15 protein-coding genes are annotated in these 17,133 nt (G+C 68.0%); 10 read left to right on the top strand and 5 right to left on the bottom strand.

Features of this window, described 5'->3' with window-relative positions; genetic code table 11:
• Positions 1-7: 7 nt before the first annotated feature.
• The 5 genes from ACFC4D_RS20020 to ACFC4D_RS20000 all read right to left on the bottom strand — a co-directional run bounded on the left by ACFC4D_RS20020 (position 8) and on the right by ACFC4D_RS20000 (position 5,317).
• A complete protein-coding gene (locus tag ACFC4D_RS20020) occupies positions 8-1,252 on the bottom strand; it encodes a glycosyltransferase (protein WP_376065247.1) in 1,245 nt (414 codons plus the stop codon).
• A complete protein-coding gene (locus ACFC4D_RS20015) occupies positions 1,249-1,938 on the bottom strand; it encodes an LppM family (lipo)protein (RefSeq protein WP_375968246.1) in 690 nt (229 codons plus the stop codon). The genes ACFC4D_RS20020 and ACFC4D_RS20015 overlap by 4 nt, the downstream gene beginning before the upstream one ends.
• A gap of 87 nt (positions 1,939-2,025) precedes the next feature.
• On the bottom strand, positions 2,026-2,925 hold the full coding sequence (locus ACFC4D_RS20010) for a carotenoid biosynthesis protein (protein ID WP_376065245.1): 900 nt from the start codon (positions 2,923-2,925) through the stop codon (positions 2,026-2,028).
• Positions 2,926-3,140: 215 nt separating this feature from the next.
• Entirely contained in the window at positions 3,141-4,709 is a 1,569-nt protein-coding gene (locus ACFC4D_RS20005) for a phytoene desaturase family protein (RefSeq protein WP_376065241.1), read from the bottom strand.
• The gene (locus ACFC4D_RS20000; RefSeq protein ID WP_375968089.1) at positions 4,706-5,317 is read right to left on the bottom strand and encodes a GNAT family N-acetyltransferase; all 612 of its coding nucleotides are present in this window, start codon (positions 5,315-5,317) and stop codon (positions 4,706-4,708) included. Before ACFC4D_RS20000 ends, ACFC4D_RS20005 begins: the two co-directional genes overlap by 4 nt.
• Positions 5,318-5,534: 217 nt before the next feature.
• Between ACFC4D_RS20000 and ACFC4D_RS19995 the strand changes: the two genes are divergently transcribed.
• The 10 genes from ACFC4D_RS19995 to murD all read left to right on the top strand — a co-directional run bounded on the left by ACFC4D_RS19995 (position 5,535) and on the right by murD (position 17,117).
• On the top strand, positions 5,535-5,975 hold the full coding sequence (locus ACFC4D_RS19995; RefSeq protein WP_364643709.1) for an SAV_6107 family HEPN domain-containing protein: 441 nt from the start codon (positions 5,535-5,537) through the stop codon (positions 5,973-5,975).
• A 125-nt stretch (positions 5,976-6,100) separates the two neighbouring features.
• Complete coding sequence (locus ACFC4D_RS19990) at positions 6,101-6,526, top strand: DUF3040 domain-containing protein (RefSeq protein ID WP_364643707.1); 426 nt, start codon at positions 6,101-6,103, stop codon at positions 6,524-6,526.
• A 438-nt stretch (positions 6,527-6,964) separates the two neighbouring features.
• Positions 6,965-7,396, top strand: a complete 432-nt coding sequence (gene mraZ / locus ACFC4D_RS19985) for a division/cell wall cluster transcriptional repressor MraZ (protein ID WP_364643704.1) — start codon at positions 6,965-6,967, stop codon at positions 7,394-7,396.
• Between the two features lie 162 nt (positions 7,397-7,558).
• Positions 7,559-8,560 (top strand): 16S rRNA (cytosine(1402)-N(4))-methyltransferase RsmH, encoded by a 1,002-nt coding sequence (gene rsmH / locus ACFC4D_RS19980; RefSeq protein WP_364643701.1) that lies wholly within the window; start codon positions 7,559-7,561, stop codon positions 8,558-8,560.
• A 115-nt stretch (positions 8,561-8,675) separates the two neighbouring features.
• Positions 8,676-9,341, top strand: coding sequence for a hypothetical protein (locus tag ACFC4D_RS19975; protein WP_364643698.1), 666 nt, complete (start codon positions 8,676-8,678; stop codon positions 9,339-9,341).
• Positions 9,338-11,272, top strand: coding sequence for a peptidoglycan D,D-transpeptidase FtsI family protein (locus ACFC4D_RS19970; RefSeq protein ID WP_376065238.1), 1,935 nt, complete (start codon positions 9,338-9,340; stop codon positions 11,270-11,272). Before ACFC4D_RS19975 ends, ACFC4D_RS19970 begins: the two co-directional genes overlap by 4 nt.
• 152 nt (positions 11,273-11,424) lie before the next feature.
• Positions 11,425-13,059, top strand: a complete 1,635-nt coding sequence (locus tag ACFC4D_RS19965; RefSeq protein WP_376065237.1) for a UDP-N-acetylmuramoyl-L-alanyl-D-glutamate--2,6-diaminopimelate ligase — start codon at positions 11,425-11,427, stop codon at positions 13,057-13,059.
• The gene (murF, locus tag ACFC4D_RS19960; protein WP_376065234.1) at positions 13,056-14,552 is read left to right on the top strand and encodes a UDP-N-acetylmuramoyl-tripeptide--D-alanyl-D-alanine ligase; all 1,497 of its coding nucleotides are present in this window, start codon (positions 13,056-13,058) and stop codon (positions 14,550-14,552) included. Before ACFC4D_RS19965 ends, murF begins: the two co-directional genes overlap by 4 nt.
• Positions 14,549-15,625, top strand: coding sequence for a phospho-N-acetylmuramoyl-pentapeptide-transferase (mraY, locus tag ACFC4D_RS19955; protein WP_364643688.1), 1,077 nt, complete (start codon positions 14,549-14,551; stop codon positions 15,623-15,625). Before murF ends, mraY begins: the two co-directional genes overlap by 4 nt.
• A 49-nt stretch (positions 15,626-15,674) precedes the next feature.
• On the top strand, positions 15,675-17,117 hold the full coding sequence (gene murD / locus ACFC4D_RS19950) for a UDP-N-acetylmuramoyl-L-alanine--D-glutamate ligase (RefSeq protein WP_364643684.1): 1,443 nt from the start codon (positions 15,675-15,677) through the stop codon (positions 17,115-17,117).
• Positions 17,118-17,133 lie beyond the last annotated feature (16 nt).

Raw genomic sequence — 17,133 nt, 5'->3', positions numbered from 1 at the left:
CGGTCCGTCAACGGTTGTCGTCGAGCTCCCGGCCCTTCCACACGAGCGCACCGGTCCGGTGTGCCCGATGCGATCGCACCGACAGGACCGCGTAGGCCGCCACCGACAACGGATGTGCCACCGCCGAAACAACATTCGCACCGGTGAGCCGCCCGCCGTCCTCACCGGAATGGGCCAGCAGCCTTCCGGCGACGGCGGCGGCGTACCCGAGGAGACCTATTCGGCGAACCCGTCCTCGCCCCGTCAGCGCGGCCAGGGGAGGTAGCCAGTAGGTGAGAGCGGCGTAGCCGCCGACGGCGATGCTGCCCGCGACTCCGCCGTAGGCCGTCCACAGCCAGCGGCGGTAGCCCTCGTCGAGTTCGCTTGCGCCCCGGTACATCCGGGTGGCGGCGATGTGGCCGCCCGCTGCGAGCGCGGTGTGGTGGCCATTGCAGCGGAGTTCGCGCGCGATGGCGAGGTCCTCGGTGATCCGATCGGCCACCGAGGCGTGGCCGCCGATCGATCGGTAGGCGGCGGCGTCGAACACCAGGAATTGGCCGCACGCCACCGCCATCGAGCGAAACGGCATCGCATTGCCCAGTGCGACAGGCAGTGTCGATGCCCAGGACCAGGCCAGTAGGGGCTGCACCAGTCGTTCGGCCGTCGTTTCGGCCTGCTGTGCGGGCCACGGGCAGACCAGACTCGCCCCGGTTCGGCGCAATTCGTGAATGCCCACCGCGAGTGCGCCGGGGCTCAGCCGCACGTCCGCGTCGAGGAAGATCAGGACTTCGGAATCGGTGCTGCCGTGCCCACTTTCGAACGGGCGGGGGGTGTACCCGCCCCCGGGGCCGGGACCGATCGGGTCGGCGACCCCGTCGAGATCGTCCGCATGGGTGGCCAACAGCGCGCACGCGGCGTTCTTGCCGGTCCAGCCGGGCGGGGGTGGAATATCGTTGCGCAGCAGCGTGAATCGGTGGTCCCCGCCGATGGCGTCGAGCGCCGCACGGTAGGTGTCATCACCGGAATCGTCGTCCAGTATCAGCACCCTGAGCCGTGGAACCCCCTGCTGCGCACGCAGATCCGCGATCAGATCGGGCAGGCGATCGGCCTCGTCGCGGGCGGGAACGCATACCGTGACCGGTTCGGTCACCTCGGCATCCCCATCCCGCAACTGCCGCAGCGTGATTCGGTTCACCAGTGCGGTGCCCGCGCCCAGGACGGCGAGCACCGTTCCGGCCCGCACCGCGAATTCCCAGGTGCGGTGGGTGTTCACACCCGCGTATCGCGCTTGGTGCGCAGCCAGCGCGCGGCGCGCACGTACTTCGGCGGATCCGGATTCCGGGTCATGTACGCCAGCACCGCGACCACCGCGGCCACCGCGAGGGTGATGCCGCCGACGATTCCGGCCCAACCGGCGAACGAGCGCGTATTCGGGTCGGAATAGCCGACTTCGGCGCGCAGCGTGGACACATCGCCCGCGGGCAGTTTCCACGTCACCACCGAATCACCCTCGCGGGTGCCGTTGGTGGTGGCCACGCGCGCCGGGAACGCCACGGTGAACTGCACATCCGAACCGTGCGGGGGCAGGCTCTTCAAATCCACGCGCCCGGTGAGGGTGACCAGATCGCCGACCCGGTTGAACTGCAGCGTGAACATGCCCTGCGTCTGATCGGACAGCGAGCCGAGCTGCTGTACCTCACCGAAGGTCAGATCGTCGAAATACACCTGGCTGCCGACATACCCGTCCTGCGAGTAGCTGTCGACGCGCACCTTGCTGGACAGTGCGTCGGGCGCTTTGAGCTGCGGCCCTTTGTCCTTGTCGTTCTGCGGTACCGCGGCGGCCACGATGCGCCCGGATACGCGGTCATTGGAGGAGACGCCCATCGACACCTGTACGCGCAGGCATCCGGTCAGCATGACCGCGAGCGCCGCGAACAGCATGACGGCTGATATCCGCATCCATCGGCGCGGTCGCCGAGTCTCCGGTTCCGGCGTCGCGGATTCGAGCGGGTCGTCTGCTGTGGAGGTGATCGGACTCGGCACGGCTCACATCGTGCCATGGCCCAGGGGCCGCAGTGTGATTCGACGGGCCATCAGCCCCCGAACCAGCGGAATCCCGAGCACCCCGAGCCCCGCGAACCCGTATATCGCCGATATCGGCAGTCCCAGGAACACCGCGTGCGCCAGCGCCGACCCGAGCCAGGTCCACAGGAATACCGCCACCGGCACCACCCGGGCCGCACCGGTGTCGATCGCGGTGCGATCCCACACCTCCAGCAGCATCGCCATCAAAGCGGCCACCGCCAGCCACCCCAGATAATTCGTCAGCGGAATCTGCCCAACCCCCGGTAACCCGGCCGCCCCGGACTTCCACTCCCACTGCCCATCCGCCACCATCTGCGGATCCAGAAACAGATCCCACCCCACCGCCCCGAGCATCGTGAGCCAAACCCGCGGCATCGGCAGCCGAACTCGTGGCACCGTGCGCGAAACCCACTCGCCCACAGCCGAACTCAGCAACCCCGCCACGATCCACACCGGATAGATCCCCCCGGTCCAGGCCAGCGGCACCACCAGTGGCACCCCCGCGACCTCCGGTCCCAACCGCCCCACGGCGTACTCGTACGCCCCGAACGGCACCCCCGTAGCCGTCCCCACCACTTCCGCCGCCAGCCCGATCCCCGACACGATCACCAAAAATCCGGCAGCCCACCGCACCCCGCGCGTCAACCCCGCGTGCACGAGCGCCGTCAGCGCCGACAAACCGACCACCGCAACGGTCACCCGATCCCGGGCCACCCCGTCCGTCAGCGGATAACTGATCTGCACCAGCACCAGCAGCACGGCGGGCAGCGCCGCCACCACGACCGTGCGACTCACCCGTCCGTGCGCGAGCAACTGCCCGTATCGCGCCCCCGCACGTACCGCCTCCCACGGTCGACGCATCCGGTTCCCCGAGCTTCGCCGCGTCGTTCCAGGTTCGGTACCCACGGCGATTCGCCGATCCCGCTCCGCTCCAACCGCTTCGACGTCCGACATCATCATCGAGTAACCGCCGGGCTGGGCAGCCGAGGGGGATCGCCCGTCCGGGACGCCTTCAATTCCCTCGGCATCGGTGGTGGTCCGACTCGATTCCATTCGTGCCGGGGATAGGTCGCCACTCATCGGCGGGGCAGGCGCAGTCGAGTAGGCCGCAGGTCGCGCTGGATCACGCGGGCGACGCTGCGACCGCTCGCGCCGGAGACGCCGCCGCCCGGGTGGGTGGACGCGCCAGTGAGATAGAGGCCGGGTGCGCCCGGGACTTTGTGGTGCGAGAGTTCGGGCAGGGGTCGCCACATGAACATCTGGTCCAGAGACATCTCGACGTGCATGACATTGCCGCCGAGCAGGCCCATTTCGCGTTCCAGGTCGGCGGGGGTCTGCACGAAGCGGTCGCGGACGGTGGCGGCGAAACCCGGTGCGTGCGCGTCGACTTCGGCGATGATGCGGTCGCCTTCGCGGTCGGCGTGGGCGCTCCAGGAGCTGCCGTCGGCCAATGCGTAGGGATGCCATTGCGCCCAGAGCGACAGTTGATGTTCCCCGGGCGGGGCGATACTCGGGTCGAGGGCGCTGAAACTCATGGCGAGCACGACCGGGCGCGGTGGCAGATCACCGGCGAGCGCGGCACCGTGGGCGCGGCGCAGGTGGCGGCGATCGGTTACGAGAAGTTGCAGGCCGTGGGCGGATTCGCCGGTTTTCGCGCCCGGGTACTCGGGTAGTGCGGTGGTGGCTGCGCGCACCACCATGCCGATGCCCGGGCCCACCCGGATGCGGCGTCGCCAGTCGTCGAGGGTGTCCGCGTCGAAACCGCCCTGCTCCAACAGTTTCAGCGTGGTGAGAATGTGCGATCCCGCGATCACGGTGTCCGCGTACAGGTTTCGCCCGCTCGCGGTCTCGACCCGCCAGCCCTTCCCGGACCGTGCCAGCGACACCGCGGCATCCCCGGGGTTGATCACCCCGCCATCGGCCCGCAATCGCGCCGCGAGGGCGGTCGTCAAGGCCCCACTACCGCCGACCGCCCGTCCGGGCGGCAGCGTATGCATGAGCGCCGCGAACCCGACCATGGGCGCGGAGCCGGGCTCGGACATGGGCGGCCCGGATTGCGCACCCCACCACGCCAGCGCCGCTTTGAGCCGCTCATCGTCGAAATAACTGTCCAGCAGCGCGTCTCCGCTCTGCAGGAACTCCCGCGACAGCGCGCTCCCGCCGCCTTTCGCGTCCAGCCCCCAGAACGACTTCAATAATCGTCCCGGAGTGGGTGCACCGGAAAAACTCCGCATGACCCGCGCGGTCCGCGGTCCCCACACCCGGACGAATTCTCGATAGGCGGCGGCATCGCGCGCCCCGCACGCGGCCGCGATGGACGCGCAGGTCGCCTCCACATCGCGATGGAACACGATCGGCGGCACGTCCACCCCGGGCGGCGCGGGCGCGAAAGCCCAAGGATCACAGTCGATATACCGCAGCCCGAACTTCGCGAGTTCGAGTTCCTCGATGATCCCGGTATGCCGGATCATGATGTGCGCCGACGATCCGCGATCCACCTGATGTCCGGGAAACCGCTCAACCGTCGACACGGCCCCGCCGAGCACGGTATCGCGCTCGAGCACCTCCACCCGATGCCCGTCCCGCGCCAGATAACAGGCCGCGACCAGTGCGTTGTGCCCCGACCCGATGATCAGCACACTCACAGCGGCAGCCGCCGCCCGAGCACCGCGAACTTGCGCGTGTCGCCCGAGAAGATGAAATGTCTGACAACGTCCCCGAATCCCTGCCGGCGATACAGCTTCCACGCCCGGTTCGCCTCGGCGTCGACCTCCGGGGTGGACAGCAGCACCATGCGCTCGGGCCGGTTCTGCAGCAGCCGGGTGAGCAATATCTCTCCGATGCCGCGACCCTGTGCGGCCGGATGCACATGCAGTTCGGTCAATTCGAAGTAGTTCGAAAGCAGTTCGCGCGCAGCGTGTTCCGGCCATCCGGTGCGCCGCATACCGCTGTACACCTGCTGATGCCACCACTGGTGCGCGGCACCGTGATACCCGTAGGCGATGGCCACGATCGGCGCGGTGCGCAGGTCCAGGCGCCCGTCGTCATCGGGTAGCACCGCCGCCACGGCCTGCCAGCCGGGCCGGGTGGTGTGCTCGGTCCACATGGGCGCGCGCTGATGTTCGGTACCGCGCGGATAGTCCATCGCCGCGACGTATACCGAGAGGGCGTCATGCAGCCGGACGCGCATGGTCGCCGCCGACAGATCGACGACGACGGGTGCGGGCGTGGTGTTGGGGGTGACGGCGGTCATCGGGCAGGCGCAGCTCTCGTTGGCGCGGACGGATGGTCCGACGATAGCGCCGTTCTCGCCTGGCGTTGCCGCGTGGTCGAGCGCCGGAACTTGTCGGTGGGTGTCTTTAGAGTCAGACTCAATTGAAACCTTCGAATACCTGTTCGATCTTTCTGGAGGCTCTTCTCGCCCTGAGGGGGTCCCGTGGAGTCGGGGTATGCGAGTGGGGAGGTACCCGATGTCCGGTAGAAACCAACGTCCGGCCCATCCCGGGCGCGCCGGTGAACTGCTACGGCGTGCGGACGGCCTGTTGATGCAGGCCGCGGGGGAACAGGATCCGGCCGAGCGCTTCCGAACGGCCTATCTGGCGGCATTGCGCGGGGCGGGCGCGGTGCTGGCGCTCACGGGCGCGGATCGCGCGCCCCGGGCGCGTTCCCGCAATGCCTGGGTCATGATGCAGGCCGCCGCACCGGAATTCGTCATGTGGGCCGACTACTTCAGCGCGCAGTCCGAAACGCGGGCCGCTTTGGAGGCCGGATTGCCCCGTCCGGTCGATGATCGGCGCGCCGACGAGTTCTCTTCGCGGGTAGGCGCATTCCTGCACGATGTGGAAGATCTGCTGGCCCAGGCATCACGATTGGGTCCCGGTACGGGCTGGGTTGCCGGAATGCTGGCATGACTATCGGCGAGTAGGTGGTAGGTACCTGATCGAACTCGTATTATTGGTGGCAGACAGCCGCCAACGTCGGCTATCTGTCGCTTACCCGGAGGCGACCGCCACCACCTAGTGCCGGGGGAGGTACCGTGCCACTCTCCGAGCACGAGCAGCGCATGCTCGAACAAATCGAGAGCGCGCTCTATGCTGAGGACCCCAAGTTCGCCTCGACGGTTCGGGGCGGACGCTTACGATCCGCCACCGGCCGGCGCAGACTTCAGTCGGCGGCTTTGTTCGTCCTTGGTCTGTTCCTGCTCGTGGCAGGCATCGCCGCGCCCATCAAGCTGGGCGACTTCCCGATCATCAGTTTGATCGGATTCATCGTCATGTTCGGCGCGGGTGTGCTGTTGCTGACCGGTGGCCCTGGGATGAAGTCCCAGGGTGGCCGCGGCAGTGATGGTCATCCGTCGTCGGGCAACGGTCCTGGCGGCGGCCAGGGCCGGCCGAAGAAGTCGGGCGGGTTCTCATCTCGTATGGAAGACCGGTTCCGCCGCCGGTTCGAGCAGGACAACTGATCGGTCCGCTCCTTACTACTAGGGGCGGCTGTTCGGCTAACTGAAACAAGAGCGACACGCCGTGGCGCCACACCGATTTGAGGTGTGGCGCCACGGCGTTTCTTGTGGAAGTTGAACGGCGTGTCGATGCCCTCCCGGCCTTCCCCACCTCCCCCCACGGGTTTCCCCCACGCTCACCCACACTCGCCGGAAATGCGCGCTATCTGCGGGTTTGCTGACTGTTGTCGGGTCCTGCCCGCCGCGTGCCGCGCGTGTCGGGGGAACTGCGGGGAAAGTTCCCCACCCGTGTGATAGCTGGTGTGACCTGCGAAGTTCGCCAAGCGGGGACCGAGATCACCGCCGCTTTCGATTGAAAGTGGGGGAAAGTGGGGTAATGTGGAGCGCGCACTACAGGAGGCCGAACAGTCGAGAGGGTGATCCGGTAGGAGGTGCTGGGACTTGTTCCTCGGTACCTATACCCCTCGACTGGACGACAAAGGGCGACTCACGTTGCCTGCGAAGTTCCGGGACGATTTGGCGGGAGGGTTGATGGTCACGAAGGGTCAAGACCACAGCCTTGCCGTGTATCCGAAGGAAGAGTTCACCGCGCTCGCGCGGCGAGCCGCCGCCGCGTCCCGAAGCAATCCGCAGGCTCGCGCGTTCGTCCGGAACCTGGCCGCCTCCTCGGATGAACAGCGTCCGGACGCACAGGGACGCATCATGTTGTCGGCTGAGCATCGTCGCTACGCGAACCTCTCGAAGGATTGCGTGGTGATCGGCTCGGTCGACTTCCTCGAAATTTGGGACAAGACGGCGTGGGAGAGCTACCTCGCCGAGCATGAGGAGGATTACTCGCAGGCCAGAGACGAGTCGCTGGGCGGAATTTTCTAGCCCACAGCGAGGCGAGTGCCCTGCGGCCTCTGCCCGACGCGGACCCTGACGTACTTCCCCAACGCCAGGTGCCGCGCTTCGGTCAGAGACCCTGGGGCATTGGCCATCGATTCAGTGCTTAGTCCGAATCGCAAGCGACCCGTCAGCGGCCGTGCGACGAATGTGAGGTCCGGGAGGTCGAAGGTGCACCCAGGCAATGACGGCCCCCGCCATGTCCCGGTTCTCCTCGATCGCGCCGACGAAATCCTCGGTCCCGCTTTGGGTCTCGACGGAGCCGTCTATGTGGACTGCACGCTGGGCCTCGGTGGTCATGCCGAACACTTCCTGCGCACCTACCCCAATATCCGCCTGGTCGGACTCGATAGAGATACCGAGGCGCTGAAACTGGCGGGGGAGCGACTAAGCCCGTTCCAGGACCGAATCACGCTGGTGCACACCAGGTATGACGGTATCGCCGACGCCCTCGAAGAGGCCGGGCTGCCGCCTACCGGTTCCGTGCGCGCGATTCTCATGGACCTCGGCGTGTCCTCCATGCAATTGGACGAGGCCGATCGCGGTTTCGCCTATTCGATCGACGCCCCGCTGGATATGCGGATGGATTCCAGCACCGGCCCCACCGCGGCCGATGTGCTCAATACCTACAGCCACGGCGATCTGGCCCGGGTGCTGAAGGTCTACGGTGAGGAACGCTTCGCGGGCAAGATCGCCTCGGAAGTGTTGCGCCGCAGGCAGAAAACACCGTTCACCACCAGCGCCCAGCTGGTGGAGGTGCTGTACGCCACCATTCCGGCCGCGGCCCGCCGCACCGGCGGTCATCCCGCCAAGCGCACGTTCCAGGCGTTGCGCGTCGAGGTGAATCGCGAGCTGGAATCCCTCGAAGCCGCGGTGCCCGCCGCGCTGGACGCGCTCGCGCCCGGCGGCCGGATCGTGTTCATGAGCTACCAGTCCCTGGAGGATCGGGTGGTCAAGGCGGAGCTGGCCAAGCGCACGGCTTCGCGCACCCCCATTGACCTGCCGGTCGAATTGCCCGGAATGGGACCGGAATTCAAGCTGCTGACCCGGGGCGCGGAAAAAGCCACCGAGCAGGAGATCGAAGACAATCCGCGGGCCGCTCCGGTGCGCATGCGGGCGGCGGAGCGTATCGCAGGGGAGGTTGCGCAATGAGCGGGCAAGTGCGGAATCGGCGAGCGGACACGGCCGGGGAGTGGCGGGCAACGCCCGTCCGGGAATACCGGACTCGGAGGTGGCACGCACGCCCGTCGTGGAACGGGGCCGCCCTATGACCATCAAGACGCAGAGCACCGGCCGGGGGGCGCGCCGGGCACAGGCCGCCGAACACGTGAAATCGGGTGCGGCACAACGCGCCTATGCCCGCCGTAAGAGCCGGGAGCGCGCGGAATTGCCGCCGGTGCTGCGGCGGATGGGCGGTGCGGACGCACCGCGTGGCCGCATGTCGTTCGTGGCCACCATTATCGCGCTGCTGGGCTGCGGGCTGGCGCTGACGCTGCTGCTCACCACCCGCGCCACCGAGGACAGCTATCAGCTGGGCGCGGCCCGGCGCGGCAATGAGCAACTCTCCGATGAGAAGGCGGCCTTGCAGCGCGAGGTGGAAGCGGCCGATTCGGCCCCCGAATTGGCCCAGCGCGCAGCCGAACTCGGCATGATCCCGGCCAAGGATCCGGCCCGCCTGGTGGTGGGGCCCGATGGTCAGGTCATCGTGATCGGTGAGCCCAAGCCCGCACAGGGCGGTCCGGTGCCGCCGTTGAACACCACACCCTCGGCCCCGCCCCCGACCGCGCCGCGTGCGGTGCAGACCCAGGGCGAGCGTCCGGTGCCGGTGACCACGACACCGCCGACCACCGCGCCCAATCCGGCTACCGCGCCGCAGAATCCGGCGTCGCAGTCCCCGGCGCTGCAGGCCGCGCCGAATGGAACGCCTCGATGAGTTCTTCCCGCGCGGTGCGCGGCGGTCGTGATTCCGGCCGGGGACGGGCGGCCGCCGCGCGCAGCCGATCCGGCTCCGGCCGTGCGGGTTCCGGACCGGGGCGCAGCGCCAGACCGCGCACCGCCGCGGGTATGGACGGCTCCACGCGATTCCGGTTCGGGGTGGGCCGGGTGCTCATGCTGCTGGCCCTGCTGGTGACCGCGGGCCAATTGCTCTGGATCCAAAGCTTTTCCGCGCCCATGCTCTCGGCGCAGGCGGCCAGTCAGCGCACCGTGAAGTTGCCGGATCCGGCCAAGCGCGGTCCGATCACCGATCGCTACGGCAATTCGCTCGCCTTCACCATCGCCGCGAAGGCGCTGACCTTCCAGCCGGTGAAGGTGCGCAAGGATCTGGCCGAGGCGCATGACAAGGATCCGAAGAAGCCGGAACCGGATGATCGCCTGCAGGCCATCGCGAAATACATTCACGACAAGCTGGGCAACGCGGCTCCGGAGAAGGATCTGCTGACCAAGCTGCGCAGTGATGAGCCGTTCGCGTATCTGGTGCGCAATGTGGATCCGCGCATCGCGGCCGATATCAATCTCCAGTTCCCGGAGGTCGGCACCGAGCGCCAGGATATGCGTGAGTATCCCGGTGGTTCGCTGGCCGCCAATATGATCGGCGCGACCGGCTGGGACGGGCACGGGCAGATCGGCCTGGAATCGGCGATGGACGCGATCCTCGCCGGTTCGGACGGTTCCATGACCTACGACCGCGGTTCGGACGGCGCGGTCATTCCGGGCAGTTGGCGTGATCAGGTGCCCGCGGTGAACGGTTACGGCGTCGAGCTCACCCTGGATCAGGATCTGCAGTACTACGTGCAGCAGCAGGTGCAGCAGGCCAAGGATATGTCCGGTGCGCAGGCCGCGTCGGCGGTGGTGCTGGACGCGCATACCGGCCAGGTGCTGGCGATGGCCAATGACAACACCTTCAATCCCGCGATGGGCCCGCAGTCCTGGGCGCAATCGGATCTGGGCAATCCCTCGGTGGCCGAGGTGTACGAGCCCGGTTCGGTGAACAAGATCGTCACCGCGGCCGCCGCCATCGAATACGGACTCACCAATCCCGATGAGGTACATGAGGTTCCGGGCGCGATCAGCCTGGGCGGCGTCACCGTGCACGATGCCTGGGAGCACGGGGTGGCCCCGTATACGACGACCGGCATCTTCGGTAAGTCCTCCAATGTGGGCACGCTCATGCTGGCTCAGCGCGTGGGCGAGGACCGCTATTTCGACATGCTCAAGAAGTTCGGCCTGGGTCAGCGCACCGGTGTCGGCCTGCCCGGTGAGAGCGCCGGCGTACTGCCGCCGCGTGATCAGTGGTCCGGTTCGACCTTCGCGAATCTTCCCATCGGCCAGGGTCTTTCGATGACGACGCTGCAGATGACGGCCATGTACCAGGCCATCGCCAATGACGGCGTGCGGATTCCGCCGCGCATCGTCAAGGCCAAGATCGCCCCGGACGGCCGTCGCACCGAGGAGGAGCAGCCGGACGGGGTCAAGGTGGTGAGCCCGCAGACCGCGCAGACGCTGCGGCAGATGTTCCAGGCCGTGGTGCAGAAGGATCCGCGCGGAATCCAGTCGGGTACCGGCAGTCCGGCGGCCATCGAGGGCTATCAGGTGGCGGGTAAGACCGGTACCGCGCAGCAGATCGATCAGAAGTGCCGGTGCTATTCGACCGACCGCTACTGGATCACGTTCGCCGGTATGGCCCCCGCCGACAATCCGCGCTATGTGATCGGCATGATGCTCGACGCACCCGTGCGCAGCTCCGACGGCAGCGGTGGCGGATCGGCCGCGCCGCTGTTCCACGCCATCGCGTCCTGGGCGCTGCAACGCGATCGGGTGCCGCCGTCACCACCGGCCAAACAGCTGATTCTGCAGGCGAGTTAGAGCGGATAGGCGATGGACGTGACGTACACCGCGCCCGGCTCGCGCCGGGGCGGGTGACCGAACTCCGGCGTGCCGATCGCACGGTGACCGAACACAGGTAACCTGACACGTCGATCCGAGTCCGAGTACCGGATTCGCACCTATGACCTTCGATGAACACCGTCCCGGAGAGGAGCTTCGTGCCCGCGCAAGACAGTCCGCAGGTACTTCGGCCCGCCGCACCGCCGGTGACCGCCCTGCGCACGGTCGCCGAGCTCACGAACGCCCGTCCGGCCGGTGCGGCCGGAATTCCGGCGGATGTGCAGATCACCGGTATCGAGCAGCGTTCGAACGCGGTCCGGCCGGGTGATCTGTTCACCGGTCTGGCCGGTGCGCAGGCGCACGGCGCGCGTTTCGCGCACGATGCGGTCGAGCGTGGTGCGGTCGCCGTGTTCACCGATCCGGCGGGCGCGGAACTGATCGGCGAGATCGGCGTGCCGGTGCTGGTGCACGATGCCCCGCGCTCGGTGCTCGGCGAATTGTCCTCGGCCCTTTACGGTGATCCGTCTCGCACGCTGCGCATCATCGGCATCACCGGCACCTCGGGCAAGACCACCACCTCGTATCTGGTGGAGGCGGGACTGGCCGCGGCCGGATTCCGCACCGCGCTGATCGGCACCATCGAAACGCGTATCGGCGGGCAGCGGGTGCCGTCGGCGCTGACCACCCCCGAGGCCCCGCAATTGCACGCCATGTTCGCCGTCATGGTGGAGCAGGGTGTGCAGGCGGTCGTCATGGAGGTCTCCAGTCACGCGCTGGCGCTGGGCCGGGTGGATGGGGTGGCCTTCGCGGTGGGCGCGTTCACCAATCTCTCCCAGGATCACCTCGACTTCCACGCCGATTTCGAGGATTACTTCGCCGCCAAGCGCCGCCTGTTCGTGGCCGGTGATTCGGCCGTCGTGCCCGCCGCGACAGCGGTGCTGTGCATCGATGACGAATGGGGCGTCCGGCTGGCCGGTGACGTGACCGTGGCCGCGCTCGCGGACGGCAGCCCGGAACTGGTGACGGTGACGACAACCCCTGGCGTACAAGCGGATTGGGTGGCCGGTGTGGCCGTCCCGGGCGCGGCGAGCCAGCGGTTCGAGGCATCCGGCCCGGGCGTGAAAGCCGATGTGAGCCTGCGGCTTCCGGGCGCGTACAACATCGCCAACGGGCTGCTCGCACTCGCCGTCTGCGCCGCCGCCGGAGCCGAAGTCGGCACCGCCGCAGCGGCTTTGGGTGAAGTCGATGTGCCCGGCCGGATGCAGCGGGTGGAGCGCGGACAGGATTTCCTGGCCGTGGTCGACTACGCGCACAAGCCCGCGGCCATCGAATCGGTGGTGGCGACCCTGCGTGCGCTGCTGGCCGAACAGGGGCACGGACGCCTGGCCGTGGTGGTCGGCGCGGGTGGTGATCGCGATGCCGGTAAACGCCCCCTCATGGGTGCGGCCGGAGCGCGCGGCGCCGATCTGCTCATCATCACCGATGACAATCCACGCAGTGAGGAGCCTGCGGCCATCCGCGCCGCGGTCCGTGCCGGAGCCGATGCGGTTGCGCCGGATGAACGCGGAGAGGTCCGGGAGGTCGGGGACCGGGCGCAGGCCATTGCCGCCGCCGTCGACTGGGCGCAACCCGGCGATGTGCTGCTGGTCGCGGGCAAGGGACATGAAACAGGGCAGGAGATTTCGGGAGTGAAGTATCCGTTCGACGACCGCGAGGTGCTCGCGGCGGCCTTGTCGCGAAGGACGAGGGACCTGACACATTCATGATCGAGATGACTTTGCGGGAGATCGCGGACATTGTCGGCGGCACGCTGCACGACGTCCCCGACCCCGATGCGACGGTCACCGGAGCGGTCGAATTCGATTCGCGCCGAATCACTTCCGGTGACCTGTTCCTGGCGCTGCCGGGTGAGAAGGCCGACGGTCACGATTTCGCCGAACGCGCGGTGGCGGCCGGAGCGGTGGCCGTGCTGGCCGCGCGCCCGGTCGGTGTCCCCGCCATCGTGGTGACGCCGCAACCGCATGCCAGCCGCGCCATCGCGCTGGCGTACGACACCGACGGTTCCGGTGCGGCGGTGCTCGGCGCGCTGGCCAAGCTGGCGCGCGCCAGCGTCGATCGGCTCGCGGCGGCGGGCACGCTCACCGTGGTGGGTGTGACCGGTTCGGCGGGTAAGACCTCCACCAAGGATCTGCTGGCGGCCGTGCTGGCCCCGCTCGGCGAGGTTGTCGCCCCGCCCGGATCGTTCAACAATGAGCTCGGCCACCCGTGGACCGCGCTGCGCGCCGATGCGAATACCCGCTATCTGGTGCTGGAGCTCTCCGCGCGCGGACCCGGACATATCAAGGCGCTCACCGAGATCGCGCCGCCCGCGGTCGGCGCGGTGCTCAATGTCGGCACCGCGCACCTGGGCGAATTCGGCAGTCAGGAAGTCATCGCCCAGACCAAAGGCGAACTGGTCGAAGCCCTTCCGGCCGACGGCCTCGCCGTGCTGAACCTCGACGACCACCTCGTCGCCAAGATGGCCGCACGCACACAGGCCCGCGTGGTCACCGTGGGTATGGCCGCGAACGCCGATGTGCGCGCCACCGACGTCCGGATGGACGAGCAGGCGCGGGCCCGATTCACGCTGCACCACAACGGCGAATCCATCGAGATCCGACTCGCCGTGCACGGTGAACACCAGGTCGGCAACGCGTTGACCGCCGCGGCGGTGGCCCTGAACCAGGGCGCGTCGCTGGAGACGGTGGCGCGGGCACTCTCCGGTGCCAGCGCCGCCTCGGCCCGCCGCATGGATGTGCGCACCCGCCCCGACGGCGTGACCGTCATCAACGACTCCTACAACGCCAACCCGGATTCGGTGCGCGCCGCGCTCAAGGCGCTGGTCACCATGTCCCGCGCGGCCGGTGCGGACGGGCAGGGCCGCGAGATCGGCCGCCGCCGCAGCTGGGCCGTCCTCGGCGAAATGGGTGAGCTGGGCGACGATTCGGTGATCGAACACGATCGCATCGGCCGTCTCGTCGTGCGCTTGGACGTGGACCGGCTCATAGTGGTCGGGACCGGGCGGCCCTCGCACGGTATGCATCAGGGGGCGGTGATGGAGGGTTCCTGGGGTGAAGAGTCGATACTGGTGCCCGACCTGCGAGCCGCGATCGAGATTCTCGACGCCGAACTGGAACCGGGTGATGTGGTGCTGGTGAAGGCGTCGAAGTCGGTGGGGCTCTGGACCGTTGCCGAGCATCTGCTGGAGGCCGCGCGATGACTCAGATTCTCTTGTCGGCGGCCATCGCGCTCGCCGTCTCGATTCTGCTCACCCCCGCGGTGATCAGCTGGTTCGCCAAACAGGGCTTCGGCCAGGAGATTCGGGTCGACGGCCCGGAGAGTCACAAGGCCAAGCGCGGCACCCCCACCATGGGCGGCGTGGCGATCCTGGCCGGTATGTGGGCGGGTTACCTTGGCTCACACCTGATTTCGATGAGCTACGGCGAGCCCGGCCCGTCGGCGTCCGGTCTGCTGGTCATGGGCCTGGCCACCGCGCTGGGCGCGGTCGGCTTCCTGGACGACATGATCAAACTGCGCAAACAGCGCAATCTCGGGCTCACCGCGGCGGGCAAGTACATCGGACAGTTGGCCTCGGCGGTCATCTTCGGTGTGCTGGCACTGCAATTCAAAGGCGCGAACGGGTTGACCCCGGCCAGCAGGCACCTGTCGTACACCCGCGATATCGCCACCGTGTCGATGAGCGTGGTGGTCTTCCTGCTGTTCGTCAGCCTGGTGGTGGTGGCCTGGTCCAACGCGGTCAACCTGACCGACGGCCTGGACGGTCTCGCGGCCGGTTCCATCTCGCTGGTGCTGGGCGCGTACATGATCATCACCTTCTGGCAGTGGCGCAATGCCTGCACCACGCATCCCGAGGCGGGCTGCTACAACGTGCGCGATCCGCTGGATCTGGCGCTGGTGTGCGCCGCGGGTGGTGCCGCGTGCATCGGCTTCCTCTGGTGGAATGCCGCGCCCGCCAAGATCTTCATGGGTGATACCGGTTCGCTCGCGCTGGGCGGTCTGCTCGCGGGCCTATCGGTGACCACCCGCACCGAACTATTGATGATCGTGATCGGCGCGCTCTTCGTCGCCGAGGCCGCCTCGGTGATTCTCCAGGTGGCGGTATTCCGCACCACGCGGAACCGATTGTTCAAGATGGCGCCGTTCCACCACCACTTCGAATTATCAGGGTGGGCGGAAACCACGGTGATCATCCGGTTCTGGTTGCTGGCCGGCATGGCGTCGGCGATCGGTCTGGGCCTGTTCTACAGCGATTACCTCTCCGCGGTCGGGTGAACATCTGATGGTCGAACATTCTCCGAGGGTCCTGCGTTCGCCAGGCCCCATGCTCGAATTCCTGCGCGGTCGTGACGTGCTCGTCGCCGGTTGGGGGGTGTCCGGGCGCTCCCTGGTGGAGCCGCTGCAGGACATCGGCGCCCGCCCGGTGGTGACCGACGGCGGCGGTAAGGCCCTGGCCGAGGCCGCCGAACTGGGCTTGCAGACCGCGACCACCGCGGATCTGCTGGAACCCGATGCGCTGCAACGGTTCGCGCTGGTCATCACCAGCCCGGGCTGGCGGCCCGATTCCCCGATACTGGTCTCGGCTGTCACCGAGGGCATTCCGGTGTGGGGCGATGTCGAATTCGCCTGGTGGGTCGATCAGGCGCGCATCTACGGTCCGGTGCGCAAATGGCTGGTCATCACCGGCACCAACGGCAAGACCACCACCACGCAGATGACGCATTCGATTCTGCGGGCCGCCGGGATTCCCAGCGTGGCCTGCGGCAATATCGGACTGCCGATTCTCGACGCGCTGCGCCGCAATCCGGGACCGCAGGTGCTGGCGGTGGAACTGTCCTCGTTCCAATTGCATTGGGCCCCTTCGGTGCGACCCGAAGCCGGTGTGGTGCTGAACGTCGCCGAGGATCACCTGGACTGGCACGGCGGGCTCGACGCCTACGCCGCCGCCAAGGCGCGTGCGCTCACCGGCCGCGTCGGCGTGGTCGGCCTGGACGATCAGGTCGCGGCCGCGCTGGCGCGAAAGTCCAAGGCGCGCCGCACCGTCGGCTTCCGCATCGGCGTGCCCGCCGACGGTGAACTCGGTGTGGTGGACGGCAAACTGCTCGATCGCGCCTTCACCAAGGCCGCGATTCTGGCCGAGACGAGCGATATCAGCCCGCAGGGTCCGGCCGGTGTCGCCGATGCGCTCGCCGCCGCCGCGCTCACCCGATCCATCGATGTGGCACCGCAATTCGTGAAAGAGGGATTGCAGGAGCACAAGGTCGGCCCGCATCGCGCCGCACACGTGCGGGAGTTGTGCGGTGTCGATTTCGTGGACGATTCCAAGGCCACAAATCCGCATGCCGCGCGTTCCTCGATCCTGGCGCACCAGTCGGTGATCTGGGTGGCCGGTGGTCAGCTCAAGGGCGCGAGCGTGGAGGATCTGGTCGAAGAGGTCCGCGAACACCTCGTGGCGGCCGTGCTCTTCGGCGTCGACGCCCCGGTGATCGCCGCCGCACTGGCGCGACACGCGCCGGATGTCCCCGTGGTGGAGCTGAATTCGGGGGACGATGCAGGGATGGGTGACCCCTTCACCGAAATCGAACCCGAAGCGGTGATGGCCCGCGCGGTCCGCGTGGCCGCGGGCTATGCCACCCGAGGCGACACCGTGCTGCTGGCTCCGGCCGCGGCATCCCTGGACATGTTCGCCGACTACACCCACCGGGGGCGGAGTTTCGCCACCGCGGTGCAGGCCCTGGACGAGAAGGACATCGGGAGATCGGAATGACGGGGCCGCGCCGCGC

This window comes from Nocardia sp. NPDC056000 (genome assembly GCF_042269265.1).
Taxonomy (GTDB): domain Bacteria; phylum Actinomycetota; class Actinomycetes; order Mycobacteriales; family Mycobacteriaceae; genus Nocardia.
Note: the sequence above shows the minus strand (reverse complement) of the source record. Positions and strands in the feature narration are given on the sequence as shown.

Coding starts and splice junctions, on each gene's coding strand:
- ACFC4D_RS19965 (WP_376065237.1), top strand. CDS start 11,425: ATGAACACCGTCCCGGAGAGGAGCTTCGTGCCCGCGCAAGACAGTCCG.
- ACFC4D_RS19970 (WP_376065238.1), top strand. CDS start 9,338: ATGAGTTCTTCCCGCGCGGTGCGCGGCGGTCGTGATTCCGGCCGGGGA.
- murD (WP_364643684.1), top strand. CDS start 15,675: ATGCTCGAATTCCTGCGCGGTCGTGACGTGCTCGTCGCCGGTTGGGGG.
- mraY (WP_364643688.1), top strand. CDS start 14,549: ATGACTCAGATTCTCTTGTCGGCGGCCATCGCGCTCGCCGTCTCGATT.
- ACFC4D_RS20000 (WP_375968089.1), bottom strand. CDS start 5,317: ATGACCGCCGTCACCCCCAACACCACGCCCGCACCCGTCGTCGTCGAT.
- murF (WP_376065234.1), top strand. CDS start 13,056: ATGATCGAGATGACTTTGCGGGAGATCGCGGACATTGTCGGCGGCACG.
- ACFC4D_RS20010 (WP_376065245.1), bottom strand. CDS start 2,925: ATGCGTCGACCGTGGGAGGCGGTACGTGCGGGGGCGCGATACGGGCAG.
- ACFC4D_RS19995 (WP_364643709.1), top strand. CDS start 5,535: ATGTCCGGTAGAAACCAACGTCCGGCCCATCCCGGGCGCGCCGGTGAA.
- ACFC4D_RS19975 (WP_364643698.1), top strand. CDS start 8,676: ATGACCATCAAGACGCAGAGCACCGGCCGGGGGGCGCGCCGGGCACAG.
- ACFC4D_RS20015 (WP_375968246.1), bottom strand. CDS start 1,938: ATGCGGATATCAGCCGTCATGCTGTTCGCGGCGCTCGCGGTCATGCTG.